Origin of the sequence: Nonomuraea rubra (assembly GCF_014207985.1) — a bacterium.
Lineage (GTDB): Bacteria > Actinomycetota > Actinomycetes > Streptosporangiales > Streptosporangiaceae > Nonomuraea > Nonomuraea rubra.
This window is the reverse complement of record NZ_JACHMI010000001.1, coordinates 4461497-4487147: the sequence shown is the minus strand read 5'-3', so window position 1 is coordinate 4487147 and position 25651 is coordinate 4461497. Positions and strand designations below refer to the sequence as shown.

At 73.1% G+C, this 25651-nt stretch carries 27 protein-coding genes; 12 read left to right on the top strand and 15 right to left on the bottom strand.

Features of this window, described 5'->3' with window-relative positions:
• Positions 1-55: 55 nt before the first annotated feature.
• From HD593_RS20475 to HD593_RS20455, 5 genes are all read right to left on the bottom strand, one after another.
• Positions 56-499, bottom strand: a complete 444-nt coding sequence (locus tag HD593_RS20475) for an acyl-CoA thioesterase (RefSeq protein ID WP_246546660.1) — start codon at positions 497-499, stop codon at positions 56-58.
• A gap of 2 nt (positions 500-501) precedes the next feature.
• Positions 502-1134 carry a TetR/AcrR family transcriptional regulator gene (locus HD593_RS20470; protein WP_185103747.1) on the bottom strand — a complete coding sequence of 211 codons (633 nt, stop codon included), beginning with the start codon at positions 1132-1134 and terminating at the stop codon, positions 502-504.
• Positions 1135-1187: 53 nt separating this feature from the next.
• Complete coding sequence (locus tag HD593_RS64405; protein WP_185103745.1) at positions 1188-3623, bottom strand: DUF4132 domain-containing protein; 2436 nt, start codon at positions 3621-3623, stop codon at positions 1188-1190.
• 97 nt (positions 3624-3720) lie between these two features.
• Positions 3721-6096: an alpha/beta fold hydrolase gene (locus tag HD593_RS20460; RefSeq protein WP_185103743.1), complete on the bottom strand. Its 2376-nt coding sequence runs from the start codon at positions 6094-6096 to the stop codon at positions 3721-3723.
• Complete coding sequence (locus tag HD593_RS20455) at positions 6093-7088, bottom strand: ABC transporter ATP-binding protein (protein ID WP_185103742.1); 996 nt, start codon at positions 7086-7088, stop codon at positions 6093-6095. The genes HD593_RS20460 and HD593_RS20455 overlap by 4 nt, the downstream gene beginning before the upstream one ends.
• A gap of 166 nt (positions 7089-7254) precedes the next feature.
• On the opposite strand from HD593_RS20455, the gene HD593_RS20450 reads away from it, so the two are divergent.
• Together HD593_RS20450 and HD593_RS20445 are read left to right on the top strand one after the other, a co-directional pair.
• Entirely contained in the window at positions 7255-8505 is a 1251-nt protein-coding gene (locus HD593_RS20450) for a sensor histidine kinase (RefSeq protein ID WP_312903563.1), read from the top strand.
• A complete protein-coding gene (locus HD593_RS20445; protein WP_185103738.1) occupies positions 8496-9164 on the top strand; it encodes a response regulator in 669 nt (222 codons plus the stop codon). Before HD593_RS20450 ends, HD593_RS20445 begins: the two co-directional genes overlap by 10 nt.
• A gap of 76 nt (positions 9165-9240) precedes the next feature.
• On the opposite strand, the gene HD593_RS20440 is transcribed toward HD593_RS20445, so the two are convergent.
• Together HD593_RS20440 and HD593_RS20435 are read right to left on the bottom strand one after the other, a co-directional pair.
• Positions 9241-9843 carry a peptide deformylase gene (locus HD593_RS20440; protein WP_185103736.1) on the bottom strand — a complete coding sequence of 201 codons (603 nt, stop codon included), beginning with the start codon at positions 9841-9843 and terminating at the stop codon, positions 9241-9243.
• A gap of 177 nt (positions 9844-10020) precedes the next feature.
• The gene (locus tag HD593_RS20435; protein WP_185103734.1) at positions 10021-10482 is read right to left on the bottom strand and encodes a nuclear transport factor 2 family protein; all 462 of its coding nucleotides are present in this window, start codon (positions 10480-10482) and stop codon (positions 10021-10023) included.
• Between the two features lie 113 nt (positions 10483-10595).
• Here HD593_RS20435 and HD593_RS20430 point away from each other — a divergent pair, with 113 nt between their 5' ends.
• Positions 10596-11459, top strand: a complete 864-nt coding sequence (locus HD593_RS20430; protein ID WP_185103733.1) for an aminoglycoside adenylyltransferase domain-containing protein — start codon at positions 10596-10598, stop codon at positions 11457-11459.
• A 93-nt stretch (positions 11460-11552) separates the two neighbouring features.
• On the opposite strand, the gene HD593_RS20425 is transcribed toward HD593_RS20430, so the two are convergent.
• On the bottom strand, positions 11553-12155 hold the full coding sequence (locus tag HD593_RS20425) for a hypothetical protein (protein WP_185103731.1): 603 nt from the start codon (positions 12153-12155) through the stop codon (positions 11553-11555).
• 259 nt (positions 12156-12414) lie between these two features.
• Positions 12415-12768 carry a histone-like nucleoid-structuring protein Lsr2 gene (locus HD593_RS20420; protein ID WP_185103730.1) on the bottom strand — a complete coding sequence of 118 codons (354 nt, stop codon included), beginning with the start codon at positions 12766-12768 and terminating at the stop codon, positions 12415-12417.
• Between the two features lie 312 nt (positions 12769-13080).
• On the opposite strand from HD593_RS20420, the gene HD593_RS20415 reads away from it, so the two are divergent.
• A complete protein-coding gene (locus tag HD593_RS20415) occupies positions 13081-14394 on the top strand; it encodes a vanadium-dependent haloperoxidase (RefSeq protein WP_221524849.1) in 1314 nt (437 codons plus the stop codon).
• A 163-nt stretch (positions 14395-14557) separates the two neighbouring features.
• Here the strand turns inward: HD593_RS20415 and HD593_RS20410 are convergent, their stop codons facing one another.
• The 3 genes from HD593_RS20410 to HD593_RS20400 all read right to left on the bottom strand — a co-directional run bounded on the left by HD593_RS20410 (position 14558) and on the right by HD593_RS20400 (position 16128).
• Positions 14558-15112, bottom strand: coding sequence for an isochorismatase family protein (locus HD593_RS20410; protein ID WP_185103728.1), 555 nt, complete (start codon positions 15110-15112; stop codon positions 14558-14560).
• A gap of 103 nt (positions 15113-15215) precedes the next feature.
• Positions 15216-15422, bottom strand: coding sequence for a cold-shock protein (locus tag HD593_RS20405; protein ID WP_185103726.1), 207 nt, complete (start codon positions 15420-15422; stop codon positions 15216-15218).
• A 256-nt stretch (positions 15423-15678) separates the two neighbouring features.
• Positions 15679-16128, bottom strand: a complete 450-nt coding sequence (locus HD593_RS20400; RefSeq protein WP_185103724.1) for a DoxX family protein — start codon at positions 16126-16128, stop codon at positions 15679-15681.
• 266 nt (positions 16129-16394) lie between these two features.
• Between HD593_RS20400 and HD593_RS20395 the strand changes: the two genes are divergently transcribed.
• Positions 16395-16973 carry a dihydrofolate reductase family protein gene (locus tag HD593_RS20395; RefSeq protein ID WP_185103722.1) on the top strand — a complete coding sequence of 193 codons (579 nt, stop codon included), beginning with the start codon at positions 16395-16397 and terminating at the stop codon, positions 16971-16973.
• Here the strand turns inward: HD593_RS20395 and HD593_RS20390 are convergent.
• Entirely contained in the window at positions 16949-17575 is a 627-nt protein-coding gene (locus HD593_RS20390; protein ID WP_185103720.1) for a TetR/AcrR family transcriptional regulator, read from the bottom strand. The two genes, HD593_RS20395 and HD593_RS20390, sit on opposite strands and share 25 nt — an antisense overlap.
• Before the next feature lie 93 nt (positions 17576-17668).
• Here HD593_RS20390 and HD593_RS20385 point away from each other — a divergent pair, with 93 nt between their 5' ends.
• The 4 genes from HD593_RS20385 to HD593_RS20370 all read left to right on the top strand — a co-directional run bounded on the left by HD593_RS20385 (position 17669) and on the right by HD593_RS20370 (position 20427).
• Positions 17669-17950, top strand: a complete 282-nt coding sequence (locus HD593_RS20385) for an antibiotic biosynthesis monooxygenase family protein (protein WP_185103719.1) — start codon at positions 17669-17671, stop codon at positions 17948-17950.
• A 143-nt stretch (positions 17951-18093) separates the two neighbouring features.
• Positions 18094-18930: an SDR family oxidoreductase gene (locus HD593_RS20380; RefSeq protein WP_185103717.1), complete on the top strand. Its 837-nt coding sequence runs from the start codon at positions 18094-18096 to the stop codon at positions 18928-18930.
• A gap of 50 nt (positions 18931-18980) precedes the next feature.
• Entirely contained in the window at positions 18981-19709 is a 729-nt protein-coding gene (locus tag HD593_RS20375) for a TetR/AcrR family transcriptional regulator (RefSeq protein ID WP_185103715.1), read from the top strand.
• Positions 19606-20427 (top strand): AraC family transcriptional regulator, encoded by an 822-nt coding sequence (locus tag HD593_RS20370; RefSeq protein WP_221524847.1) that lies wholly within the window; start codon positions 19606-19608, stop codon positions 20425-20427. The genes HD593_RS20375 and HD593_RS20370 overlap by 104 nt, the downstream gene beginning before the upstream one ends.
• On the opposite strand, the gene HD593_RS20365 is transcribed toward HD593_RS20370, so the two are convergent.
• Positions 20357-21622 (bottom strand): MFS transporter, encoded by a 1266-nt coding sequence (locus HD593_RS20365; RefSeq protein WP_185103712.1) that lies wholly within the window; start codon positions 21620-21622, stop codon positions 20357-20359. The genes HD593_RS20370 and HD593_RS20365 overlap by 71 nt on opposite strands.
• 343 nt (positions 21623-21965) lie before the next feature.
• On the opposite strand from HD593_RS20365, the gene HD593_RS20360 reads away from it, so the two are divergent.
• Positions 21966-22910 carry a helix-turn-helix domain-containing protein gene (locus HD593_RS20360; RefSeq protein WP_185103710.1) on the top strand — a complete coding sequence of 315 codons (945 nt, stop codon included), beginning with the start codon at positions 21966-21968 and terminating at the stop codon, positions 22908-22910.
• A gap of 5 nt (positions 22911-22915) precedes the next feature.
• Here the strand turns inward: HD593_RS20360 and HD593_RS20355 are convergent, their stop codons facing one another.
• Positions 22916-23482 (bottom strand): TetR/AcrR family transcriptional regulator, encoded by a 567-nt coding sequence (locus HD593_RS20355; protein ID WP_185103708.1) that lies wholly within the window; start codon positions 23480-23482, stop codon positions 22916-22918.
• A 123-nt stretch (positions 23483-23605) separates the two neighbouring features.
• Between HD593_RS20355 and HD593_RS20350 the strand changes: the two genes are divergently transcribed.
• Both HD593_RS20350 and HD593_RS20345 read left to right on the top strand, forming a co-directional pair.
• The gene (locus tag HD593_RS20350) at positions 23606-24613 is read left to right on the top strand and encodes an NADP-dependent oxidoreductase (RefSeq protein ID WP_185103706.1); all 1008 of its coding nucleotides are present in this window, start codon (positions 23606-23608) and stop codon (positions 24611-24613) included.
• A 129-nt stretch (positions 24614-24742) separates the two neighbouring features.
• A complete protein-coding gene (locus tag HD593_RS20345; RefSeq protein WP_312903561.1) occupies positions 24743-25642 on the top strand; it encodes an alpha/beta fold hydrolase in 900 nt (299 codons plus the stop codon).
• Positions 25643-25651: the final 9 nt, after the last annotated feature.

Here is a 25651-nt window from a genome sequence, read left to right as displayed (position 1 = left end):
CGAGCGCGGCGCCGCCCGGCCGCGAGCGCGGCGCCGCCCGGCCGCGGTCCGGACGTCAGCAGGCCGCCGCCGCGTGGCGCATCAGGGGCTCGGCGGCGGTGCGGAGCTCGTCGGTGAACGGTGCGGGCCGCAGCGTGGCCGGGTCGAGGTTGACGTTCACCCGGTAACCGTCGGCATGCACCACCTCCCGGTCCGGCGACAGCACGCGGAATCCGTACACGCCGCTGGTGCGGCCCAGCCGTTCGATCCAGAAGTGCACCACGGGTTCGCCCGCCCCCACGATCGGCACGTGATAGGTCACCTTGAACTCCCGCACCGCCAGGAACACGTCCTTGAACACCGACCGCGCCGCGTCGGGCGACCAGCCCAGACGCTGCCAGTACGCCCCGATCGCCCGCTCGACCAGCAACGCGTACCGGGAGTTGTGCAACAGGCCCATGGCGTCGAGATCGTCGAAATGCACCTGGACAGGCTCGTGCACGCCGTCTTCCATCATCATGATCAATCCTCCGGGAGAAGTGCGGGCTCGGGGCAGAGCGCGCGCAGCCGCTGCAGGACGGCGCGGCGGGCGTGGGCGAGGGCGGCGGGCCCGTCGTGCAGGCGGGAGTGGATGATCACCATCTCGCCGAGCGCGTCGATCTCGTACGCGAGCTGCGCCGGATCCGCGCCGTCCACCAGCTCACCCAGCTCCTTGGCCTGCGCCACCAGCCGCTGGATGAACTCCTGCCACTCGCGCATGGCCCGCGCCACGCGGTCGTGCACGGCTCCCGGCCGGTCGTCGAACTCGGCCTGCACGGTGAAGAAGAAGCATCCACCCGGCAGCAAGCCTTCGCGGTAGAAGCGCAGCCGCGCCTCGTGCAGCGCGAACAGCCGCCGCACCCCGGCCGGAGCACTCATGGCGGGCGCCACGACGTGCTCCTTCCACTGGCGGGCCGCCCATTCCACGGCGTCAAGCTGTAGCTGCTCCTTGTCACGCCAATGAGCGAAAAATCCGGACTTACTGGTGCCGGTGGCCGTCGCCAGCCGCCCCAGCGACAGCCCCTCCAGCCCTTCGACGGAGGCCAGGCCCACCGTCCGCTCGAGAATCGCCTCCCGGCTGCGCAACCCGCGCAGCCGCCGGCCGTCCTGCGTCATGCCGCCAAACTATACGAACGATCGGTCGTTTGTATAGTTGTTGATCGCAGAGGTCACGAGCCGCCCTTGATCTGCCTGAGGATGCTCTCGTCCGTGATCTCCGTGTCCCTGGCCAGGAGGAGGGCCTTGCTGAGGATGAGCGCCAGCCGGTCGTCATCCTCGAACGGCAGGAACAGCCGCTCGTCGCGGCGGCGTTCCGGCACGATGCACAGGTAGACGTCGCCCGGGTCCATGAGGACGTTGCCACTGCCCACGTGGATCTTGTAGGTGCGCAGGTCGCCGCGGACGACCAGGAACCGGTCCGTGAGCGTGCAGCGTGCGCCGATGGCCGTGCGGGGCAGGAGGCGGGCCAGGGCGTCGCGGCGTACCTCGCCCGAGGGCTGCAGCGGGCCGGCCGAGGTGTCGCGCCAGTAGGCCAGGTGGCGGTCGTGGCCGCGGTCGGCCCAGGCGGGGTCGGCCGCGATCGAGGTCACGGCCACGAACAGGTCGACGTCCCGCATGGCCTCGCTGAACACCAGCGGCGGGACCTCGGCCAGCGGCGCCTCGCGCCAGGCGCCCTCGTCGCCGCGCCGGTGGAAGCGCACCTGGTCGGTGGAGGCGTACTCGCCGGGCTCGTCGTACAGGTAGTCGTGGTGGAACGACACCCGCCAGCGGCCCTCCGCCAGGACCCGGGTGGCCGCGTCCGTGTCGCCGCCGTCCCAGGGGCCGAGCATCCTGGACTCCCAGTTCCTGGACCGGAACATCGCGTAGAGGCGGCGGTAGTCGACGATGTGCGCGGCGTACCGGTTGGAGTAGGCGGCGGTCTCCTCCTCGGCCGGGGTCAGCGGGTAGACCTCGCGGAAGGCCTGCTTGAACGGCTGCCTGACCCGCCCCTCGGTCACGGCCTCCCGCCACCGGGCCACCTCCCCGGCGGCGGCCCGCGCCGGATGCCACAACCGCACCCGCCGCCCATCCGGCGCGGCGGGTCCATCCGCGGCGGCGCATTCGCCCGGCGCGGCGGGCCCGTCCGTGGCGGCGGGGCCGTCCGTGGCGGCGGGGCCGTCCGTGGCGGCGGGGCCGGATCCCGGGGTGAACGCGGGCGGGAGGGCCTGCCATTCGCCGGGGGCGGTCTCCACCTCCCAGATCAGCCGGGCCGCCACCGTGCCCGCGATCGGGTGCCCGGCGACCCGCTCGCGCCATGTCTCGTACGGCCACGACATCTCCCCCGCGAACCCGGCCTCCAGCGCCCGGCACAGCGTCGTCACCTGCCGCCGCACCTGCTTGACCAGCTCGCGCAGCCGCTTGACCTCCTCGGGATGCTCCCTGCGCACCGCCGCCGGCACGCTCTTGAGCGCCTTGCCGCCCTGCCACCAGCCCAGCTCGAACTCCCCGCCCGCACCGGGCGAGACCACCGCCGTGTGCTCCCCCAGCGCCACCTCCAGCCGCCCCCCGGACGCGAACCCCAGGTCCGGCATGCGGAAGGCCACCTCGACCCGGTCGGCCAGCCCCGGCTCGGCCTTCTTGATCATGCGGTCGAGCTGCTTGACCACCCCGGCGTGCCGGGTCGCCGCGCGGGCCGCGCGCAGCGCCGTGACGGCCTCGGGCGTCGGGAACCGCCCGACCGCCCGCCCGAGCTCGAACAGCAGCGCCTGCGACGGCAGCGTCTTGGCCTTCGTCGGCGCGACGGCGACCCGGGCCAGCAGGCTGCCGAGCAGCTCGGGCAGCCACGGCGCGTCGCTGTGGAGCGCCAGCCGCGCGGCCCGGCCGAGCGCCGGCACCTCGGCCGCCGTGAACGCCTTGTCGGCACGGTACGGCAGCTCGCCCGCGTGGATCGCGGCCAGCCGCGCCTCGGCCGCCTCCAGCGCCGAACGGGCGAACTCCGCGTACGGCGTCAGCGCCGCCAGCCGCTCCCAGACCCCGGGCAGCTCGGGCGGCGACCCGTACGAGCGGGGCCCCACCTCGGCCACCAGCGCCCTGCCGACGGGATCGAGCCCCAGCACCACGTCACGCTCGGCCACCGCCAGCGACCCCTGCGGCTCGTCCATCGGTTTCCCCCGCTCGTCCATCCCGGCGACCCCGGCCACGGCCAGCAGCGCGTACGGCTCCTCAAACCGCGAGTGCGCCACCATGAACTCGGTCAGCGCCCGCGCGATCCCGGCCAGCTCGGCCTGCGGCGCCCCGCCGGGGCAGCGCAGCAGCGCGCCCGCCGCCAGGCACACGTCCGCCCACCGGCGCCTGTCCAGCCCGGCGGCGAGGGCCTCGTAGAGCGCGAGGCACGACTCGGGGGTGAACTCCGGCTGCCGCTGCTTGACCTCGTTCTCGACGGCGTACCGCATCGAGAAGGCGGGGCCCGTGCCCCTGGTGCGGTAGGCGAGCGGCAGCAGATGCCCCAGATCGGCCGCCGTCAGCCGTGACGCGTCGGGCCACGGGTCCGGGTAGCCGATGCCGGGCTCGGTCAGGTGGCGGTGGAGGTACTGGGCTTCCGGGGAGAGCTGGGTGATCACGTTCACGGGTCAGCAGGTTGCCGTACCGGACCGACAAAAGCACATCGGCGCAGGCCGGGCCCGGCCCTCGCAACCCTCAGGACGCGGGCCGGCCTCGCGACCGTCAGGACGCGGGCCGGCAGGTGGTGCCCGGCGGCGGGAGCCTGAGGGTCGTCAGGTACCGGTTGACGTGGGCGGTGACGCAGCCGCTCAGCCCCTGGACGTAGAGGGTGTGGCCGTGTCCCTCGTACCGGAGGGTCGCCGAGCCGGGCACGTGGCGGACGATGGTCTCGACCTCCGTGTGGTCGGTCCAGCTCCCCACCCCCAGGAACGGCGGCAGCCCGGTGGCGGGCAGCGGGGCCGGCGGGTTCGTGACGGGCGCGGGCCAGCCGGCGCACGCCAGCGGCCACCAGGAGCGCTGCCCCGCGAAGTTCGGCGAGAGCTCGCGCGCCCCGCGCAGCGCCTTCCGGTACGCCTCGTAGCCGCCGTACCCCTTGCCGTCGAGGCAGTGCGTCATGTTCTGGCCGGTGAGCGAGGGCACCTTGGGGCTGCCCGACGCCTGCCGTACGTAGTCGGCGAAGCCGGCCGCGTCACCGGCCACGGCCTGCTCGATCGCGTCGGCGAGCTGGACCCAGCGCGGGACGTCCGGCTCGCCGCCCGGCGCGGTGAAGCTCGGGGCGGCGGCCACCTTCAGGTCGAACCCGCTGTACGCGGCCCTGCTCGGATCATTCTTCACCGGGACGGGCGAGCGGTCCGCGGCGGCCACCAGCGCGCGCCACACCTCCCCCACGTCCTGGCCGTGCAGCGCGCAGGCCGTCGCCGACCGGCACCAGGCGGCGAACCGCTCCAGCTGCCGCTCCGCGACCGCGTACCGGCGGGGCTCACCGGCCGCGGTGTCCTCGACGTGGGCGGCGGTGCCGTCCAGGACCATGGCGCGCACGCGGGCGGGGAACAGGCGGGCGTACGCGGCCGCGGGCGTCCCGCCGTAGGAGTTGGCCAGGAAGCTCAGCCGCTCCTCGCCCAGCGCGGCGCGGACGGCCTCGATGTCGCGGGCGACGGAGGCCGAGTCCATGTGGTCGAAGAGCTCGGGGTCGGCGGCGCGGCAGCGTTGCGCGTGCTCGCGGTTGCTCCGCTCGAGCGCCGCGTACTGGGCGCGGTCGCGCGGCAGGGTGATCCAGGGGCCGGTGGCGAGGCAGTCGTACGGCAGCGCGCCGCCGGGCTTGACGGTGTTGCGCGGCGCGAAGCTCACCACGTCGAACCGGTCGCGCAACTGCGCGAACCGCCCGTGGTACTGCTTCAGGTCGTCGATCCCCGACGCCCCCGGGCCGCCCGGGATCGAGAAGACCGTGCCGATGCGGCGTTCCGCGCCCGAGGCCGGGAGCAGGGCGACCGGGATGGTGATCTTCCGTCCCTCCGGCTTCTTCCAGTCCAGAGGCACCTGCACGGTGGCGCAGCGCATGTCCCCCGGGGCGTCCTGGTCCGCGCACGGGCGCCAGGCAGGCGTGTCTCCCGAGGCGAGGCCCCTCTCCGGGGACTGGGCCACAGGTCCTGGCGAATCGCTCGCCTCAGGCGGGGCCATCAGGCCGTTCGCGGGACGCTCCGCCAGCGCCGGCGCGTCGCCGGCCGAGGGCACCGCCACCAGGCCCGCCACCAGCCCCGCCGCCAAGCTCGTCGCCAGCGTCGCGACCACCCCCACGGCCAGCGCCTTCACCTTGCGCCTCTTCGCCGCGATCCCCGCCGCCCCCGCCGCCATCGCCGCGGCGACGTGGGCGGCCAGCAGCCCTGCGGCGGCTCCCGGGGCGAGGGTGCCGCCGCCGACCCCGGCGATCTGCTGCGGCAGGCTCTCGAACAGGTACGACCCCGCCTGCGCCCGCAGCGGCGACGGCAGGACCCGGACGGCGAACGGCACCACCAGGAAGATCAGGACGAGCACGACCAGGCTCCCCGGCGTCGAGCGGATCGCCGCGCCCACCCCCAGGCCGAGAAGCGCCGCCGCCGCCATGGACAGCCCGGAGACGATCACGGAGGTGAGCACGCCCGGCTCGGACAGGCCGGTGCCCAGGGTCCGGCCGTCGAGCAGGATGTGGCCGGCGCGGTCGCCGAGCACGGCCTGCGCCGACAGGTGCATGGCGAACGCCAGGACCTGCCCGCCGGCCAGGGTCACCGCCGCCAGCCCCGGCACCTTGGCGAACAGGAGCAGCTGCCGCCGCGGCACCGCCACCAGGCTCGTGCGGATCATGCCGGTGGCGTACTCGGAGGTGATGGTGAGCGCGCCCAGCGTGCCGAACACGAAGTACGCGACCGGCAGCCCGGTGCCCAGCCCGTCGCCGTTGCTGGTGAACCGCAGCCGCTCCGCCGGCGACTGGCCGTCGTACCCGCGGATCATCAGGTACGCCACCCCGGCGCAGACCAGGACGGCGAGGAGGGAGGTGGCCAGCAGGTAACCGTTCGAGCGGAGCGAGCGGAGCTTGTGCCACTCCGAGGCGATCACGTCGATCATCGGGTCTCCTCGGTGACCGGGCGGCGGGCGCCATCCTCGACGCCGTCCTCGGTGACGGGGCGGCGGGCGCCGTACTCGACGCTGTCCTCGGTGAGCTCCATGAACGCCTCCTCCAGGGAGGCGCTGCGCGGCGTCAGCTCCCGGAGCGCGATCCCCGCCCGCAACGCGAGGTCGCCGATGCCGGCCGCGTCCACACCCCGCACGAGCAGAGCCCCTTGCTCGCCGGGCACCGCCCGTCCCGGTGGTCCCGGGTCCTCGGTGGTCACCGTGGCGCCGTGGGTGCGCAGGAGGTGCGCGAGCCGGTCCGGGTCCGTGGCGCGTACCAGCACGTCGCGGCGGAAGCGGCCGGCGAGCGCGTCCGTGGTCGTGTCGGCGATCAGCCGGCCGCGGCCGATGACGACGACGTGGTCGGCGGTGAGCGCCAGCTCGTTCATCAGGTGGCTGGACAGCAGCACGGTGCGGCCCTCGGCCGCGAGCGAGCGCAGCAGGTCGCGGATCCAGCGGATGCCCTCCGGGTCCAGCCCGTTCAGCGGCTCGTCGAACATCAGCACCGCCGGATCCCCGAGCAGCGCCGCCGCGATGCCCAGCCGCTGCTTCATCCCCAGCGAGAACCCTCCGACGCGCCTGCCGGCGACCTCCGTCAGCCCCGCCTGGCCGAGCACGGCGGCGACCCGGCGGGGGCCGATGCCGTTGCTGCGCGCCAGGCAGCCGAGGTGGGCGCGGGCGGTCCGGCCGCCGTGGACCGCGCCGGCGTCGAGCAGCGCTCCCATCGTGAGCATGGGCCGGCGCAGCGACGCGTACGGGCGGCCGTCCACCAGCGTCTCGCCGGCGTCGGGCGACTCCAGCCCGAGCACGGCCCGCATGGTCGTGGACTTGCCCGCCCCGTTCGGGCCCAGGAAACCGGTCACCAGCCCCGGTTTCACGGTGAAGGTCAGGTCGTCCACGGCGACCGTGCGGCCGTACCGCATGGTCAGGCCCCTCACTTCGATCATGTCTCCCTCTCGTCGGCCCGCGTCGGGCGGGCGGCGTGACCATGGTCGCGGCCGGGGAGCCCGGCCTCCATGGGCGTCCGCCTACCGGCCCCGGTGGAATATCGCCACCTCAGGGGGTGGGGCCAGCCCCACCGCCTTCCGCCCGCGGGCAGGGCAGACTGCAGGGGTGAACCGGACACGACCCGCGACCGGCGGCGGCACGACGCGGGGAACCGCCGAGAGGCCGGCGGCTCATGCCCCCAGGCGGGCGGCGGGCCTGGCCCGGTCGGCGGCCAGAGCCGCCACCGGCCTGGCGCCGAACGCCCTCACAAGCCTGGGGAAGCTGGTCCTGAACGCCCTCACCGGCCTGGTGGAGCTGGTGCTGAACGCCGTCACCGGCCTGGCCGCGCTCGCGTTGCTGCTGCTCGCAGGGCTGAGCACCGCCTTGACCCCCGTGATCGGTGCCAGGGCGGCGGCACCGCTCGCCCTGGCCCGCCGCCTGGCCACGTTCCACCGCCGGCGGGCGGGCCCGGACCCGCGCGGGCCCGCCCCCACCACCCGCCGCACCCTGCTCTGGCTGGCCGTGCACAGCGTGACGGGCCCTGCTCCCCTGGTGGCGACGGGGGCGATGCTCACCGCCCTGGACTACGTCTTCTTCAGGCTGCACCCGCTGGAGCGGAGCTCGCTGAACACGTTCGCCATGAGCCTGTCCATCGCGGCCATCGCCGTGGTGATCCTCATGTCCGTGTCGATGTTCCGCACCGGCCAGGCGCGGCTGTCGCGCCTGCTGCTGGACCCGCGGCCCGCGCCCGACGCCCGCATCCGTGAGCTGACCGAGTCGCGGGCGGCGGTGGTGGACGCGCGCGCGGCCGAGCTGCGCCGCATCGAGCGCGACCTGCACGACGGCGCCCAGGCCAAGCTGATCGCCATCCGCATGCACCTGGGCCTGGCGCGCGGCTGCCGCGACCCCGGCGAGCTGCTGCGGGTGATGGACGAGGCGCGGCAGGTCGCCGGTGAGGCCCTGACGGACCTGCGCGACCTCGTACGCGGCATCCATCCCCCTGTCCTGTCCGACCGGGGGCTGGCGGGCGCCATCGAGGCGTCCGCGCTGCTCTGCCCCGTGCCGGTCACGCTCGACCTCGACCTGCGCGAACGGCTGCAGCCGCCCGTCGAGTCGGCCGTGTACTTCGCCGCCGCCGAGGCCCTGACGAACGTCACCAAGCACAGCGGCGCCTCGCGCGCCTGGGTGCGGCTGCGGCACAGGGCCGGCGTGCTCAGCCTGACCGTGGGCGACGACGGCCACGGCGGTGCCCGCCGCGACGCGGGCACCGGCCTGCGCGGCATCGAGAACCGCCTGTCCGCCTTCGACGGGTCGCTCACCGTGAGCAGCCCTCCCTGCGGCCCCACCGAATTGATCATGGAGCTTCCGTGCGCGTAGTCATCGCCGAAGATCTCGCACTGCTGAGGGACGGGCTGGCCCGCCTCCTGTCGGCGAACGGCTTCACCGTGGTGGAGGCCGTCGACAACGCCCCCATGCTGCTGCGCGCGCTGGTGCGCCACCGCCCGGACGTGGCCGTGATCGACGTGCGGCTGCCGCCGGGCTTCACCGACGAGGGGCTGCGCACCGCGCTGGAGGCCCGCCGCCGCGTCCCTGGCCTGCCGGTGCTGATCCTCTCCCAGTACGTGGAGCAGCTGTACGCCAGGGAGCTGCTGTCCGACCGCTCCGGCGGGGTGGGCTACCTGCTGAAGGACCGGGTGGGGGACGTCGACCGGTTCGTGGACGCGGTCCGTCAGGTCGCCGGCGGCGGCACCGCGATGGACCCCGAGGTCGTCACCCAGCTCCTGACCCGCCGGGGCCGAGACGAGCCGCTGGCCACGCTGACCCCGCGGGAGCGCGAGGTGCTGGAGCTGATGGCGGAGGGCCTGTCGAACCTGGCCATCGCCGCCCGCTTCCAGGTCACCGACAAGGCGGTCGCCAAGCACACGAACAACATCTTCACCAAGCTCGGCCTGCCCCCGTCCGACGACCACCATCGGCGCGTCATGGCGGTCCTGGCCTACCTGCAGTCCGCCCCGTCCGCGAGCCACCGCCAGTAGCGCGCGCGTTCCCGAAGCGACGCGTTCCCGAAGCGGACGCCTGCCTGTAGTGGGCGCGTGCCCGTACCGGACGCGTTTATCCGGCGCCGGGCCGCGGGGCCTGGAAACGTTCGTAGTTGGCGACGGTGGACAGCGAGCGCGGCTCGGCCCGGTCGAGGTACAGGACGCCGTTCAGGTGGTCGGTCTCGTGCTGGGCGATGCGCGCGGGCCAGCCGGACAGCTCCAGCTCGTACGGCCGCCCGCCGCCGTCCGAGGCCGACAGCCGGACCAGCGTGTGCCGCGGAACGACGGCGGTCAGCCCCTCGACGCTCAGGCAGCCCTCGTAGAAGGCGTGGTAGCGGGACCCGAGCGCGGTGACGACGGGGTTGACCAGCTCCAGCGGCGGTTGCGGCGCGCGTTCCCGCTCGGCGGCGACCTCGGCCGGCACCTCGGCGTGATCCTCGATGACCGCCAGCGCCAGGGGGATGCCGACCTGCGGGGCGGCCAGCCCCACGCCGACGCCCGGCAGGTGCAGGAACATCGCGTCGAGCAGCTCGCGCAGCAGGGCGTCGGGGAGCTGGCCGTCGTACCGCTCGGCGGGGCGGCGCAGCACCGGGTCGCCGATCTGCGTGACGGACCAGGGCCTGGGCGCCGCCAGCAGGGCCTGCACCTGCTCGACCAGCTTCGCGTCGCCGCTCATCGCACGCCTCCCGCCGCACAGGGGCGCCGTCCGCCGCCGGAGGTGTACTCGTGTTCCATGCGCGAGGGGTCCTTCCGTGCGGTGGCCGGTGGCCGTTCATCGGCCGCTGTGCAGACGGTAGAGCATGGGCGCGCCGCCGCGCACCACCGGCTTTCCGCCCGCGCCGGAGTGGCCTGCTCAGCGGCCGCTGCCCTCCGCCGGGGCCTCGGGCGGCGCGCCCGTCAGCGGCGTGGTGTCGTGGTATCGGACCTCGTACACCCGCTCGGTGAACCGCCACCCGTCCCCGGTCCGCCGGTACCGGTCGTGATAGATCGCGAAGTTCGACTCCGCGCGGCCGTCGCGCAGCCGTCCGAGCTCCTGCATGTACGCGCGCCCGGTCGCCGTGTCCCCCTCGATCCGGATCACGCCCGGATGCGTCGTCTGCACCAGGAACTCCACGAAGCCCGGCACCCGCCGCCCCCACGTGCGGATCTCCTCGGGGCCGGTCAGCTCGGCCGGGATGTTGGGCATCCGCAGCACGCCGTCCGGCGTGAACAGCGACGCCAGGCGGTCGTAGTCGCGCATCATCGCCGCATCGGTGAACTCGCCGCGCAGCGCCTCGATCTCGACGCGGTCGGCGATGCTCTGATAGTCGTTCATCGGTTTCCTGCCCGCTGGATGGTGTGTCCTTCTCGCAGTACGACGGCGTACGGCCGCGGATTGTGAGGCGGACCGGGCACCGCGGCGAGGCCGGTTGTGGCAGCCTGTGCCCCATGCTCTCGAACCGCCCCCCGCTCCCGGACGAGGTGGAGCGTGCGGTCTCCCGCTACCTGTCCGTGGCCGACCGGCTGGTTCCCGGGCGGATCCGCGGGTTCTACGTCGTCGGCTCGGTCGCGCTGGGCGCCTGGCGCTCGGGCCGCAGCGACATCGACTTCGTCGCCGTGGTGGACGGTGACGCCGGCGAGCGGGACCTGCGCCGGCTGTCCCTGCTGCACAAGGCCGGCAACGTGCCGGCGGCGGGGCAGGCGCTGATCCGGGCCAGGCCGGCCGTCCCCGGCACGCTGAACGGCGTCTTCGTCGCGTCGGGCGACCTGCGCGAGCCGGTCACGCGCATCCGCCCGGTCGCCTCGCACAGCGGGTGGCGCTTCAAGCGGGGGCGGGGCTTCGAGGCGAACCCGGTCGTGTGGAAGGTGCTCCTGGAGAAGGGCGTCACGGTACGCGGCCCCGCCCCGCACGAGCTGGGCCTCGACCCCGAGCCGGGCAGGCTGCGCGAGTGGAACCTGCGGCAGTTGCACGGCCACTTCAGCACCTGGGCCGGCCGGGCGATGTCGGGCAGGCCGCCGCGCAAGCCGCTGCAGCCGGCTCATCGGGTGGCGCTGGCCACCGTGCTGTCACCTCCCCGGCTGCATCACACGGTCGTGACGGGCGAGGTGATCTCGAAGGAGGCCGCGGCGGAGTACGCGCTGGACACCTTCGAGGCGCGCTGGCACCCGCTGATCCGGCTCGCGCTGGCCCGGCGGCTCGGGCTGCCCGCACCCGCCGGCGGCGGCGACGCGTCACTGTCCGATCGGCGGAGGCTGCCTCACCTGGCGGGCGAGTTCATGCGCGAGGTGATCACGAGCGCGGGACCTGGGTGATCGCGGGCGGAGGACCAGGGTGATCGCGGGCGCGGGACTCGGGTGATCGCGGGCGCGGGACCCGGCGCGTGGTCCCGCGGCGCCGGACCGCGCTCAGGGCTCCTGGTCGGCGCGTTCGTCGAACAGGTCAGGCAGGAAGTGCTCCAGGTTGCCGACCTCCTCGATGTGGTGCTTGATCCACGCCTGGAGCTTGGCCGGCGGGAAGGCCCGGGTGGCGGCCGCGCGGTTCAGGAACAGGCGGCCGAGCAGGGTGGAGTCGCCCAGCTGAAGGCGCGTGACGAAGCGGGTTCCCGACGGGACGGCGGTGAAGTCGTTCTCCAGGCGGACCAGGGTGGTGCCTGCCAGGCGCTTGGCGATGACGGTGCGCTCGTCGGTGAGCTCCTGCACCCTGACCTGGATGTCGATCACCAGGCCGGGGTCGCGGCCGAGTGCCTCGATGATGCGGAGCCGGGCGCCCGGGCTGACGCCGCCGTCGCGGCCCGGGGTGCGCAGCTCGTAGGAGATGTGGTCGAGGGGGTGCCAGACGAGGTAGCGGGGGTAGACGGCGCCGGCGTACTCCATGGTTCCTGGGATGTGGCCGTACCACCAGGTGAGCATCTGCGGGGTCACGCCCGTGAGCGGGGCGTGCTCGATGGTGATCTCGAGCCGGCCGTCGTGCGTGGTGCGGGACACCCGCGCCGACTCCGGTGGCCGCATCGGCCACAGGAGGGGGCGTCCGGCGGGGAGCGGAGAGGTTCGCATCCCAGGCGCCTACCCTGACGGGGGCGTACGAACATCACCGTACATGTCGCCAATGTCGCGGCCAGGATGAGGAACCGGCGAAGCGCCCGCTTAGAAATGGCCTACCTCCGGTGACTCCGTGCTTTATCCCCCGCGTATGCGGGTCCCCCTAAACTCCGCGCGCCGCGGGCATGAGGAAAGGCCCCCTATTGAAGGGGGCCTTTCCCGGGCCAATCTAGTGCGCGGCCTCGTACTTCTGGATCACAGAAGAGGCGATGCGGCCGCGCTCGCTGACCGGCAGGCCGTGCGCCTTCGCCCACTGCCGGATCTCCTGGCTCTTCTCCTTGCTCATGGCCCGCGTCGCGGCGCCGGGGGTGCGGCGGCCGCGAGGCCGCGACATGGACGTGGCCTCGTCGCGCCGCGCCTTCGCGATGAAGGGCGCCAGGGCCGCGCGTAGCCTGTCCTCGTTCTCGGGCTTCAGATCCATGACGAACCGGTCACCCTTGATGCTGAAGGAGACGGGGTTCTCGTCCTCCATGGGGGAGCCGTCGAAGTCGTCCGTGATCGTTTCAATCAACCTCTTGGCCATGCTGGCACTCCAATTCAGCCCCAGGTTGTGCGGTACTGTAGCGCTCTGCGCGATGCCGTCAAGCCGTATCGAGATTTACCGGAAATTTTCTGTGCGCGGACCGGCGGACCAGCATGAGTTCGCCTTGGTCATTCTACCTAAATAAATCTCCGTACCGGAAGATTCAGCCTTCAACCGTGCCGCATTGAGCGGCCGGTCGTTTCATTGGAAGCCCGGCCGCCGCCTCCCGGGCCGGCTTTTCGGGTATGTCGTTTCGGACTTTTCGACCGCTCGGCACTGTGATGAATGCGGCAGGCGAAGTAATTTGCAGCCATGCACAGGTCATGGGGCGCATGTGCCCTGCCGCCACGCAAGACCGCCCGCCTCTCCGTCGCCGTCGCCGTCGCCGTGATGGTCGCATGCTCGGCCGTCTGCTGGGCCGGCTCGCCTGCCGCGTACGCGTCCGGCGACGCCCTCGCGGCCCCCAACCCGGTCGTCGTCTGGGACAGGAACGCCCAGACGGCCATCTACGAGGTCGCCGGCCAGCCGCCGCAGGTAGCCGGGCGCAGCTTCGCGATGGTGCACGGCGCCGTCTACGACGCGGTGAACGCGATCGCGGGCACCCCGTACCAGCCCTACCTGGCCGCGCCGCGCGCCACCGGGCGCGAGTCGGCCAGCGCCGCCGTCGCCACCGCGAGCCACCTCGTGCTGGACGCCCTCTTCCCCGCCCAGCAGGACCGGCTGCGGGCCCAGTACGACGAGGCCCTGGCGGAGATCCCCGACGGCGGCGCCAAGCAGGAGGGCATCGCCATCGGCACCCGCACGGCCACCGCGATGATCGCCGCGCGGAAGGACGACGGGGCGTTCGGCGACCAGACGTGGCCGGTGGGCACCCTGCCGGGCCAGTGGCGGCCCGCGCCTCCCGCCTTCGCCTCGGACGGCGCCTGGGTCGGGCACGTCAAGCCGTTCGTCATCCCCAGCGCGTCCATGTTCCGCACCTCGGGGCCGCCCGCGCTCACCAGCCGCCGCTACGCGCGCGACCTGAACGAGGTCAAGGAGATCGGCTCGGCCACCAGCACCGTCCGCACGGCCGACCAGACGCAGGCCGCCATCTGGTGGCACGACCGGCGGCTGACCGAATGGGAGATCAAGCGGCAGCTCGCCACCACCCAGCGGCTGGACACGCTGCGGACGGCGCGCATGTTCGCGATGACGAGCCTGGCCGAGGCCGACGCCACCATCGCCTGCTTCAACGAGAAGGCGGCGTGGAACTTCTGGCGGCCCGTCACCGCGATCCGGCTCGCCGGCGCCGACGGCAACCCGGCGACGTCCCCCGATCCCGGGTGGACGCCGCTCCTGGTCACCCCGCCGCATCCCGACTACACCTCGGGGCACGCCTGCTTCACGGCGGCGAGCATGTCGGCGCTGACCCGCTTCTTCGGGCGCGACGACATCTCATTCAGCGGCCACAGCGCCGACTCGGGGACCACGCGGCACTTCCGGAGCTTCTCGCAGGCGCTCGACGAGGTGATCGAGGCCCGGGTGTGGGGCGGCATCCACACGCGGTCGGCGGACGTGGCGGGGGCGGGGATCGGCAAGAACGTCACCGCCTACGTGGTCGCCCACGAGTTCCGGTCGAGGCCCTGACCGCCACCGTGCCGCGCGTCCTTCGGCGGGGCGCCCTGCCGAAAGGCGCATGCATTTCAGCGGGCGCCCTGGCGGGAGGCGCGCGCCCTTTCAGTGGGCGCCCTGCCGGAAGGCGCGCGCCTTTCAGCGGGTGCCTTCGCGGGAGGCGCGGGCCGGCGGCCGGTCAGCCGGCGAAGTCGACGTCCTTCGTCTCGACCGTCCCGCCCGTGCGGCCCGGCGCCGTCTGGTACTTCCAGTAGAGGTTGGTGTGCGCGATCACCTGGTCCGGCGGGGGCGCGCCCCACTCCGACTGGTCCTCCGTCGTGTGGGCGTCGGCGACGAGGATCGCGTCGTACCCCCTGACGAGCGCGCCGTGCAGCGTCGAGCGGATACAGGCGTCGGTCTGCGCGCCGGCGACCACCAGCCGCCCGACCTCGAGCCCCGCCAGCACGCTCTCCAGCGTGGTGTCCTCGAAGGAGTCGAGGTAGGTCTTCTCCACCAGCGGCTCGTCGTCGGCCCTGCTCAGCTCGGGCACGATCCGCCACTCCTCGCTCTCCCTCGGCAGCTCCTCGTCGTTGTGCTGCACCCAGACGACGGGGACCTGCTCGACCCGCGCCCTGTCGACCAGGCTCGCCACGTTGGCCACCACCGCGTCGCGCTCGTGGGCCTGCGCCACGACGCCGTTCTGCACGTCGATGACGACCAGTGCGGTGTTCGGCCGGTTCTCCAGTGTGGTCATGGCTGCCCCCTTCGGCGGTGTTTGTCGTGCACGACCGTACATGGACATGGTTCGGGCCCGCACCCGGTAGCGGGTGCGGGCCCGGACTCGAGGCCGCGTCAGGTCAGGCGGGAACGATGTTCTCCGCCTGCGGGCCCTTCTGGCCCTGGACGACGTCGAAGGACACCTTCTGGCCCTCGTGCAGCTCGCGGTAGCCGCCGTTGGAGACGATGTTGGAGTAGTGCGCGAAGACGTCGGCGCCGCCGCCGTCCTGCGCGATGAAGCCGAAGCCCTTTTCCGAGTTGAACCACTTGACGGTTCCGGATGCCATGGCGATCTCCTTAGAGACGTGGAGTGGCGTGATTCGCACCGTGCGAATCACGGTGTCGCCGTGATGAAAGCCCATCCGGAAATGACCGGAAACACAAAACGCACCTGGGGGAAACATCTGCCAGGTGCGTACGAAGTCTTTTATGGGTACAACAACTGCAACGCTCATCAGCCTAGCACACATTTTCCGGGCACCGAACCAGGCCCCCCGAACTCCCGCCGCCGGAGCCCGGGGCCCGGCGGCGGGCGGGTCGCCGTCAGGCCTCCTCGTGGGCGAGGGCGCGTTCGGAGGCCGGCCGCGCGGACAGGGCCCACCGGCCGGGGCCGAGGACGGCGATGAGCAGGAAGGCCCAGCAGAAGAGGGCGGCCTTCTCGCCGCCGTTCTCGATCGGGAACAGCGCCTGGGGCTGGTGAACGACGAAGTAGGCGTAGGCCATGGTGCCCGAGCAGAGGACGGCGGCGGCGCGCGTGGCCACGCCGAGGACGACGAGCGTGCCGGCGACCAGCTCGATGACCGCGGCCCACCACCCGGGCCACTGCATGAACGCGGGCGCCGGGCCCGCAGGGCCGCCCAGGACGTTGAAGAGCGTCGCCGCGCCGTGGCAGGCGAACAATAGTCCGGTCACGAAACGGTAGCAGGCCAGGAAAAGCCCCTGCTGTTTGAGCAGCGTTTCCACAGCGGCGTCCGTCCTTTCTGCAGAGGTCATGCCGGGTCTTGTTCCCTGACTGGAAGGGAAATATGGGAGCGCTCCCACGAGCATCAATAATTGGCCAGGCCCGTGTCAACCATGAGCCATCCTCCCGGCCCAGGTCGATAAACAGGTTCGGCGCGCCCACATGGCCGGACACCCGTTTTCCAAAACTTTCCTGACCGTGAAATTTTCATCCGGTGGACGTCGTGCGAGGCGTCCGCGATGAGTTCTGCCGAGGGCCGCGGTCTGCATGGGCACACCCCGTACGCGAGGAGGGCCTCATGACCGCCACCTACACCTTCGACGTCTTCTCCAGCCTCGACGGCTTCGGCACCGCCGGCGGCGACTGGACCGGCTACTGGGGCAAGCAGGGCCCCGAGCTGCTCGGCCACCGCCTCTCCGTGTACGAGGAGGAGCAGCGGATGGTCTTCGGGGCGAACACGTTCCGGGCGTTCGCGCGGATGCTGGCCTCCAGCACCGAGGGGTCCGAGGTGCTCGACCCCTGGGTGACGCGGATGCGGAGCCTGCCGGCGACGGTGGTGTCGAGCACGCTGGAGGAAACGTTCGGCTGGCCGGACGCGACCATCGCGCGCGGCGACGCCGTGGACGTCGTCGCCCGGCTCAAGGAGGAGTCCGAGGTGCCGCTGCGCTCGCACGGCAGCCTGTCGCTGAACCGGGCGCTGATGGCCGCCGGCCTGGTGGACCGCGTCCAGGTGACGCTCTTCCCCGTGATCACCGGCCGGACCGGGACGGAGCCGGTCTTCCAGGGTGCGGCGGACTTCGACCTCGAACTGCTCGAGTGCCGGACGCTCGGCGAGCACATCCAGGAGCTCGTCTACCGGCCCACGCTCCACCCCTGACCGTCTCCACCCTGGCCGGCGTGCGGCACCATCGCGGCCGCCAGCAGCGTGCGCAGTGCCGCCAGCGCCCTGTCCGGGTCGACCAGGCCGGGCGCCAGCAGCCACTGCTGGTGAACGCCGATCCCGGCCCCGATGATCATCACGGCCAGCGCGTCGGCGGACAGCTCCGGCGGCAGGGGCAGCCGTTCCAGCGACCGCCTGCAGTGCTCGCGCAGGGTGTTGTGGATCTCCACGTACCGGCCCTGGATCGGCGAGCCCGGCTCCAGCGCCTCCACCAGGAGGGTCACGAACAGCTTGGTGGTGGGCAGCACGAACAGGGCGGCGGCGGCCTCCACCATCCGGTCGAACCCCGCCTCCCCGCTCTCGCCCGGCTCCTCGCCGAGGCGCGCGCGGATCATCTCCACCGAACGTTCGAGCACGGCCAGCAGCAGGCCCTCCTTGCTGCCGAAGTGCCACGGGATCGACCCTCTGCTGATGCCGGACCGTTCGGCCACGTCCGCGAACGTGGTCTGCCGGTACCCCTTGGCGGCGAAGAGCTCGGCCGCCGCCGCCAGGATCAGCTCGCGGCTCTCCTGGCTCGTCTGCTCCCGTCGTGTTGTCACGCCACCCCCTTCTCCTATGCCGTAAATCATATTCTATGCTGGCCAACACAGGCGGCCGCGTCGGCCGGCCGCGAGAACCCCGAGGAGAGCGTCATGAAGGTGGCCATGGTCGCCCATCACTACCCGCGCGCCGAGCACCGCGAGGAGTTCGTCGCCCGCGTCCACCGGGTCGCGGAGGTGTTCAGGGGAACGCCGGGGTGCCTGTCGGCCGAGGCGTGGCTGGCGGGCGAGGCGGTGGTCTCGATCGTCCGCTGGGAGTCGCAGGAGGCGTCCGCCGCCTCGCTGGTGGCCGCACAGGGGGCGGCGGGGGTGGACATCGCCTTCGACGAGCGGGAGTCACGCCCGCGCGAGATCGTCCAGCTCGTCGAGGCCTAGCCCCAGGCCGGGGCGGCGGGACGAGTTGACGGTGGGTGCACGGTTCCTTGATCCAGCGTCCACTCCCCCGCCCCTTCCGGCGGCCGGATGTTAATGTCATTAGCACCAGTGTTATCGGCATTAACATTCGGGAGGAACCCGCCATGACGTCATCAGCGGTGCTCGTCACCGGCTGCTCCTCGGGCATCGGCCGGGCCACGGCACTCACCCTGGCCAGGGCGGGCCTGCCGACCTGGGCCACCGCCCGCCGTCCCGAGACGATCGAGGACCTGGCGGGCGCCGGCTGCCGGATCCTGCCCCTCGACGTGACCGACGAGGACTCCTGCGCGCAGGCGGTCGAGGCGGTCGAGAAGGAGCACGGCGCGGTCGGCGCGCTCGTCAACAACGCCGGATACACGCAGGTCGGCGCCGTGGAGGAGCTCACGCTGGAGCAGTACCGGCGGCAGTTCGAGACGAACGTGCTCGGCGGGATCCGGCTGACCCAGCTCGTGCTGCCCGGCATGCGCGCCCAGCGCTCGGGCACGGTCGTCTACCTCGGGTCCGGCGCCGGCCTCGTCGCGCCACCGGCGTCCAGCGCGTACGCCATGACCAAGTTCGCCCTGGAGGCGCTCAGCGACGCGCTGCGCCTGGAGGTCACCGGGTTCGGCGTGCGGGTGGTGCTGCTGGAGCCGGGCGCGGTGCGTACGCGGCTGATGGACACCGGCTGGGACCTCCAGGCGAGGACGGACAGCGGCAGCCCGTACGCCACCTTCATGGCCAACGTGCGCGCGATGACCGACCGGGCGCACCGGCCCGAGGCGCGCAACGTGCTCGACGCGCAGGCCGTCGCCGACGTGATCGTGCGGGCGATCACCTCCCGGCGGCCCAGGACCCGCTACCCGATCGGCAGCGGCACCCGGCTGGCTCCGCTGCTGCGGCGGCTGCTGGGCGACCGCGGCTGGGACCGCCTGATGGGCCGCCTGGTCCCGTTCTCCGGCTGAGCCCGGGCCGTGGCGTACGCTGACCCGCGGACGAGCGAAGGGTGTGGGTCGTGAGGGTCAAGAAGCGCGGGTATCACCACGGCGACCTGCGCGCCGCTCTGATCGACGCCGCCGTCCAGCTGATCGGTGAGCGCGGCGTGAAGGGCTTCACCCTGGCGGAGGCCAGCCGCCAGCTGGGGGTGAGCGTCGCCGCCCCCTACCGCCACTTCGCCGACCGTGACCGGCTCGTCGCCGCGGTGGCGGCGCAGGCGTGCGAGGTCATCGGGCAGGCCGTGGGGTCGGCGGGCGGGGAGACTCCCGCCGAGAGGCTGTCCGAGGCGGCCCGCGCGTACGTCTCGGCCGCCGCGGCCAACCGGCCCCTGTTCGTGGCGCTGATCGGCGTGGGCCTGGACAAGCGGCGCTACCCGGAGGTGGAGGAGGCGGCCCGCCCGGTGGCGCGGGCGTTCCTGGAGCCGGCACGGCTGATCACCGAGGCGGAGGAGGACGCGGTGCACCTCACGGAGACCGTCGTCGCCATCGCCCACGGGCACGCGGTGCTGCTCATGGACGCCTCGTTCGGCCCCGGCCCGCGAGCCGCCGCACCGGTCGCCGCCCGCGCGGCCGACGCCGTCCGCGCCGTCGTGGACCATCGCCGGTCCCGGGCCGGCGCCGCCTGCCCCGAGCCAAGGAGGGATGATGAGCGCGCAGAGGTGGATCGACTTCCGCGACCTGGAGCGGCGGATCACGCTCGGCCCGATCCAGGTGGTGATCAACCCCCGGCTTCCGCTGGAGGCCGATGACGGCTACCAGATCCTGGTGCCGCTGACCGGCAGGATGTGCGGGGGCCAGGTCGTCGTCCACGACGCCGTCACGCGGGGCGGAGCGGCCGGCCTGCTGGAAGGGGCCGTCGCACGCGTGCCCAAGGCGCTGCTGCCGCTTCCGCAGGAGCCGGTGGAGCGGCTGCTGGGCCGCGGCCTGCCCGACACCGGCGGCGTCGGCGCCCTGCTCCGCCGTTTCGTCGCGGACCTGGTGGACGAGCAGGAGACGTTGCGCCCGGCGGACGGGCCGCGGCTGGGCATGGTGCTGCTCGACCTGCTGACCGCGTTCCTGGCGGTGGCCGCGGAGGCGCCGGACGGGCCGGACGGCGGCACCGTCGTGCCGCCGGACCCGCGCGCCGAGCTGACCCTGCGGATCCGCGCCTACATAAAGGAGCACCTGCCCGACCCCGAGCTCGGCCCGCGGTCGGTGGCCGCGGCGCACCACATCTCGGTCAGCTACCTGCACCGCCTGTTCCAGGACGCCGGGACGACGGTGGCGGCCTGGATCCGGGGCCTGCGGCTGGACCGGGCCAGGCGCGACCTGACCGACCCGGTGCTGCTCGACCTCCCGGTGTACGCCATCGCCGGCCGCTGGGGTTTCGTGAACCCCGCCGACTTCAGCCGGGCCTTCAGGGCGAGGTACGGCCTGCCGCCGAAGGAGTTCCGGCTGAAGGCTGTGAGCCCGCGTCCGGTGGCGTGAGGGGGTTCCTCGTCAGCGGCAGCAGGCACACCACGCCGGCCACGCCGCACAGGCCGATCGCGAGCGAGGGGGAGCCGAGCAGATCGGACACGGCGCCCGAGGCCGCGGTCGCCAGGCCGTTGCCCGCCATCATCGCGGCCACCGCGACGCCGAAGGCGCGGGCGCGGTGGGTGTCGGGCACCTCGGTGACGAAGCGGGCGTTCAGCGTGATCTGGAACGCCGTGCCGTACCCCGAGAGGGCCAGCAACGCCAGCAGGACCGGCAGCGGCGGGCCGGCCGCGATCGGGACCAGGGCGAGGCAGGACGTCACCGCCATCGCCCGCACCTGGCGCAACCGCCGCGCGGGCGAGGTGAACCGCCCGTGGCCGACCGCGCCCGCCACGCAGCCGAGCGACACGGCGCTGAGCAGCAGCCCGGCGAGCTCCTCGCCGCCGCCCAGCTCCCCCGCGTACGCGATCATCTGGCCGGACGGCGCGCTCGTGAACGCCGCCCCCGCCACCGCCGGCAGCACGCACGCGCGCAGCGTGCGGCTGGACCTGACGAGCCGCACGCCGTCGAGGGTGTCCCTGAGCACGGAGGAGGCGGGGCCGCGGGGCGGTGCGGGGCGGCGGGCCAGGCAGAGGGCGAGCAGCAAGGCCGACAGGCCGAACGTCGCCGCGTCGGCGACCAGCGCGGCGCGCGGTGACAGCGCCCCCACCAGCAACCCGCCCGCCGCGAAGCCCAGCACCTGGGCGAGCTGGGCGGTGAGGCTGCTGATGCCGGCGGCGACGACGTACCGGTCGCCGTCGAGCACCTGCGGCATGATCGCCGAGCGGGCCGCCTGCGCCGGCGGGGCCAGCAGCGCGGACCCGAACAGCACCCCGATCAGCACGCCGGGCGGGAGGCCGGGAACGGCGAGCACGAGCATCAGCAGCATGCGGGCCAGGTCGCAGGCGACCATCACCGTCCGCCGGGGGAACCGGTCGGAGAGGGTGGCGAGCACCGGCCCGACCACCACCCACGGCAGGTAGCCGACCCCGAACGTGATCGCGGCCAGCAGCGCGGACCCGGTGGCGCCGAAGACCACGGCGGAGGCCGCGATCTTGGAGAGCTGGTCGCCCGCCAGTGAGAGCAGGTGCGCGGCGAACAGGCCGCGGAACTCGCGGACCGCGAAGACCTCCCGGTACGTCGCCGCCGCGGCGTGAACCCTCGCCATGCGCGTGCCCCCTTTCGATGCGACGGGCCCTGGACGGGGAACGGCGGACTCGCGGCACGTTCAGCGAGTCCGCCGGCTCCTTCTCCGGGAGGTGCTAGTACCACGTGTTCTGGCGCGTGATCTTCATCGCGTTCACCTCCTCCCCTGTCTCGCGGACCCCATGAATCGATGCTGGCCGCCCGTTCGCGAGCCGTGTTGACCACGGGTCGCCGGATCGTTGACACCGGATGCACGGCGGTGCGCGTGCATCCTCCGTCAAGTGGCCGTGGACTCCCCGTCATGGACGGCGGGCGGGCCGGCCGGGATCATGGTGGGCGCCGTATGTCCGGGGGAAGAGGCATCGATGACTGCAGGGGCTTCGTTCGACCTGTTCGAGAACCACCTGGCCGGCCTGGAGGTGACCACCGCTCACGACCGCGCGTTCCAGGCCGGCGGGCGCGAGGCGGATCTCGGCGCGGTGCAGGTGGCGGTCAAGTCGGTCAGCCCGATGACGGTGCGGCGCCGCCGGACCGGTGGGGACGGCGCCTGGCACGACGAGCAGTACCAGATCGTCATGCCCGTCCACGGCACGATCACGGCCACCTGGGGTGCGCGGGATGCCAAGGTGACCCCCGGCGAGGTGTACGCGCACGACATGGCGCGGCTGGAGGGTTGCGCGATGACCGGCTCGGCCGAACGCGAGGAGTTCGAGATGTTGTTGCTCGCGTTCCCGAGGTCCCTGCTGCCGTTCGGCGCGGCGGACCTCGACGGGGTGCTCGGCCGGTCCGTGCGGGGCACGAGCGGGCTCGGCGCCGTCCTGCGGAACTTCACCGCCACCCTGGCCGACAGGAGGAACGCGCTGGGGTCCGCCGACCGTTCGCGGCTGGGCGTGGCGCTCGTCGACCTCGTCACCGCCTTCCTCGCCGCGGAGATCGAGGAGTCGAGCGGCCCCTGCCCCGGCGGTCCCCGGCACGGGCTCGCGCTGCGCGTCCAGGCGTACATCCTCACGCACCTGCGCGACCCGGGCCTGTCACCACGCGAGATCGCCGCCGCGCACCACATCTCGGTCAGCTACCTGCACCGGCTGTTCCAGGGCCAGAGCGAGACGGTCGCCGCGTGGATCAAGGGCAGGCGTCTGGAGAGGGCCCGCCGCGACCTGGCCGACCCGGCGTTCCGCGCGCTGCCGATCCACGCCGTCGCCGCCCGCTGGGGGTTCGTCCATCCCGCCGACTTCAGCCGATCCTTCCGTACGGCGTACGGCATGACGCCCAGCGACTTCCGCCACCACGCCCTCACCACGCCGGGGTAGCGCCCCTATGGTCCGGCCGCCCCGCCAGGCGGCTCCTTGCCGGCCTCGGTGATGAGCGCCAGGGCGAATCCGGCCGTACGGGTGGCCATCTCCCGGGCGGGGACCTGCCGGCCGTTGCCCAGCCACCAGGTGATGGCCTGCAGGAACATGCCGCCCAGCAGGGTCGGCACCAGGTCGCCCGGCTGCTGCGGCAGGTGCTGGGAGGTCATGCCGGCGAGGGTGGCGTGCATCCTGCGGGCGAACCACGTGCTGCCCTTGCTGCCCAGCAGCGCGCCGTAGAGGCGGTGGTAGTGGTCGATGTGCTCGAAGAACGCGGTCCACCGGTCGAGCACGGGCGTGTCGGGGCTGTCCGTCATGGTGCCGAGCAGCTCCGCCATGGCCTCGTCGAAGATCTGCTCCACCAGCTGGTACTTGTCGCGGTAGTTGCGGTAGAAGGCCGCCCTGCTCACCATCGCCCGCTCGGTGATCTGCCCGACGGTGAGCCGCTCGAAGCCGTGCTCCTCGATGAGCTCGACCAGGGCCTGCCTGAGCAGCGTGCGGGTGCGCCGGACCCGGACGTTCTCCCGAGACATCTCACGCCTCCTGTCTCCCTTGGGACATGACGCCGGTATTGAGACTGGCCAGTGTGGACCGGACCTGAACAGGCTGTCTACTACAAGACAGTCTGTCTCGCCAGTGCGAGAAGGGGGAACGACATGAGAGCCCTGGTCGCGAGGTCCTACGGCCCGCCGCACACCCTCCGGATCGAGGACGTGCCGATCCCGGAGCCCGGCCCCGGCCAGATCCAGGTGCGGGTGTCGGCGGCCTCGCTCAACCCCGCCGATCTGATGATGACCAGCGGCGAGATCAGGGAGGCGTTCGAGACCCGCTTCCCCTACGTCCCGGGCTCGGACTTCGCCGGCACCGTCACCGGGCTCGGCCCCGGCGTCAGCACGTTCGCGGTGGGCGAGGAGGTCTTCGGATTCGGCGCCCCGCCCTCCTACGCCGAGCGCTTCGGCCTGCCCGCGGTCACCTCGGGCGGCCTGGCCGAGTACGCCACCTTCCAGGCCGACGGCCCCTTCGTGGCCCGCAGGCCCAGCGGCCTGCCGCCCGAGACGGCGGCGGCACTGGCCAGCACCGGCATGACAGCCGTCGCGGCCGTGGCGGACGGGGACGTCCGGCCCGGCGAGCGGGTGCTGGTCATCGGCGCGACCGGAGGCGTGGGCAGCATCGTCGTCCAGCTCCTGGCCAGGACGCGCGCGGCCGAGGTCGTCGCGACGGCGATCCCGGAGTACGCCGGCTACGCCCGCGCGCTGGGGGCGGCGCACACGATCGACTACCTGACCTCCGACGTCGTGGCCGCGACCCGCGAGCTCCATCCGGACGGCGTGGACGCCATCGTCAACCTCGTCCTCGACGGCGACCGGCTCCAGGAGGCCGCCCGGGCGCTCCGGCCGGGCGGCCGGGTGGTCAGCACCACGTTCGGCTCCATCGGCGGCGACGGCGCCACGCTCAAGGTGGTCAACGGGCCGCCCAGCCTGCGCGCGGACACCTTCCCCACCCTGGCGGCCCAGGCGCTCGACGGCACGCTGATCGACATGATCAGCCGCACGTACCCGTTCGACCGGGCGGCCGAGGCCCTGGCCGACCTCGCCGCCGCTGCGCACACCAGGGGTAAGTGGGTCGTCTCGATGCGGTCTGTCCCCCGTGAGAGCTACCCGTGATTGTCCACTGGGTGGTGACGATTCCGGAGCCGCCGATTCCATAGCGTTACGACCTGGCCGCCGCGCGACCGCCGGCGGCCACCACACCAGGTCGTTCGGCTCCGTCTCATTCTCTCCCTGGAGGACATCGTGCCCCGCAAGCACGCATTCGTCATGGCAGCACTGTGCAGCACCGTGATCGGCGCGGGAGCCGCCGGCTGCGGCGCCGACTCGCTGGACGATTGGGACCCCCTCGCCCCCATGACGAGCGCGTCCGGCCCCGCGCCGATCTCCGGCACCCAGAAGATCGAGGTCGGGGGCCGGTCGGTGAACGTGTCCTGCTCGGGCGACCCGGCCAAGGGCAAGCCGGTCGTCATGCTGATGCACGGAGGCGGTGACGGGCTCGACAAGCTGGCCGCTCTCCAGAAGACGCTGAGCGAGCAGCACCGGGTCTGCTCCTACGACCGGCTCGGCGCGGGCGCCAGCGCCAAGCCGGCAGGCCCGCAGGACTTCTCCAGCGCCGGCGAGGTCCTGACCGGGGTGCTCGACCGCGTCGCCGGTGACAGCCCGGTCGTGCTGGCCGGGCACTCGCTGGGCGGGCTGGTCGCCGCCAGGTACGCCCCCGGCCACCAGGACAGGGTCAAGGGCCTGGTCCTGATGGACGCCACCCCGCCCACCATGGCGGGTGACATCGCCAGGACGATCCCCGAGTCCGCCACCGGCCCGGCGGCCGAGGTGCGCGCCCAGAACCTCGCGGTCTTCGAGGGGCAGAACCCGGAGCAACTCGTCATGCCCGACGGGAAGGTGGGTTCCGCCGGGGACATCCCGGTCGAGGTGATCCAGCACGGGAAGCCGTACCTCGCGGCCATCCCCACGTACGGCAAGCGCCTGGAGCAGGCGTGGGCCGCGGGCCAGCGCAAGTGGCTGGCCCTGTCGAGCGCCAGCAAGCTGACGACGGCCGGGAACAGCGGCCACTACATCTACGTCGACCAGCCCGAGATCGCCGTCCAGGCCATCTCCCGCGTCGCCGCGCAGGCCGCGGATCAGTAGCGGCCCGTG

Coding starts and splice junctions, on each gene's coding strand:
- HD593_RS20440 (WP_185103736.1), bottom strand. CDS start 9,843: ATGAGCGGCGACGCGAAGCTGGTCGAGCAGGTGCAGGCCCTGCTGGCG.
- HD593_RS20435 (WP_185103734.1), bottom strand. CDS start 10,482: ATGAACGACTATCAGAGCATCGCCGACCGCGTCGAGATCGAGGCGCTG.
- HD593_RS20460 (WP_185103743.1), bottom strand. CDS start 6,096: ATGATCGACGTGATCGCCTCGGAGTGGCACAAGCTCCGCTCGCTCCGC.
- HD593_RS20455 (WP_185103742.1), bottom strand. CDS start 7,088: ATGATCGAAGTGAGGGGCCTGACCATGCGGTACGGCCGCACGGTCGCC.
- HD593_RS20470 (WP_185103747.1), bottom strand. CDS start 1,134: ATGACGCAGGACGGCCGGCGGCTGCGCGGGTTGCGCAGCCGGGAGGCG.
- HD593_RS20360 (WP_185103710.1), top strand. CDS start 21,966: ATGACTGCAGGGGCTTCGTTCGACCTGTTCGAGAACCACCTGGCCGGC.
- HD593_RS20355 (WP_185103708.1), bottom strand. CDS start 23,482: ATGTCTCGGGAGAACGTCCGGGTCCGGCGCACCCGCACGCTGCTCAGG.
- HD593_RS20385 (WP_185103719.1), top strand. CDS start 17,669: ATGAAGGTGGCCATGGTCGCCCATCACTACCCGCGCGCCGAGCACCGC.
- HD593_RS20415 (WP_221524849.1), top strand. CDS start 13,081: ATGCACAGGTCATGGGGCGCATGTGCCCTGCCGCCACGCAAGACCGCC.
- HD593_RS20430 (WP_185103733.1), top strand. CDS start 10,596: ATGCTCTCGAACCGCCCCCCGCTCCCGGACGAGGTGGAGCGTGCGGTC.
- HD593_RS20380 (WP_185103717.1), top strand. CDS start 18,094: ATGACGTCATCAGCGGTGCTCGTCACCGGCTGCTCCTCGGGCATCGGC.
- HD593_RS20405 (WP_185103726.1), bottom strand. CDS start 15,422: ATGGCATCCGGAACCGTCAAGTGGTTCAACTCGGAAAAGGGCTTCGGC.
- HD593_RS20365 (WP_185103712.1), bottom strand. CDS start 21,622: ATGGCGAGGGTTCACGCCGCGGCGGCGACGTACCGGGAGGTCTTCGCG.
- HD593_RS20370 (WP_221524847.1), top strand. CDS start 19,606: ATGAGCGCGCAGAGGTGGATCGACTTCCGCGACCTGGAGCGGCGGATC.
- HD593_RS20425 (WP_185103731.1), bottom strand. CDS start 12,155: ATGCGGCCACCGGAGTCGGCGCGGGTGTCCCGCACCACGCACGACGGC.
- HD593_RS20400 (WP_185103724.1), bottom strand. CDS start 16,128: ATGACCTCTGCAGAAAGGACGGACGCCGCTGTGGAAACGCTGCTCAAA.
- HD593_RS20395 (WP_185103722.1), top strand. CDS start 16,395: ATGACCGCCACCTACACCTTCGACGTCTTCTCCAGCCTCGACGGCTTC.
- HD593_RS20420 (WP_185103730.1), bottom strand. CDS start 12,768: ATGGCCAAGAGGTTGATTGAAACGATCACGGACGACTTCGACGGCTCC.
- HD593_RS20410 (WP_185103728.1), bottom strand. CDS start 15,112: ATGACCACACTGGAGAACCGGCCGAACACCGCACTGGTCGTCATCGAC.
- HD593_RS20475 (WP_246546660.1), bottom strand. CDS start 499: ATGATGATGGAAGACGGCGTGCACGAGCCTGTCCAGGTGCATTTCGAC.
- HD593_RS20350 (WP_185103706.1), top strand. CDS start 23,606: ATGAGAGCCCTGGTCGCGAGGTCCTACGGCCCGCCGCACACCCTCCGG.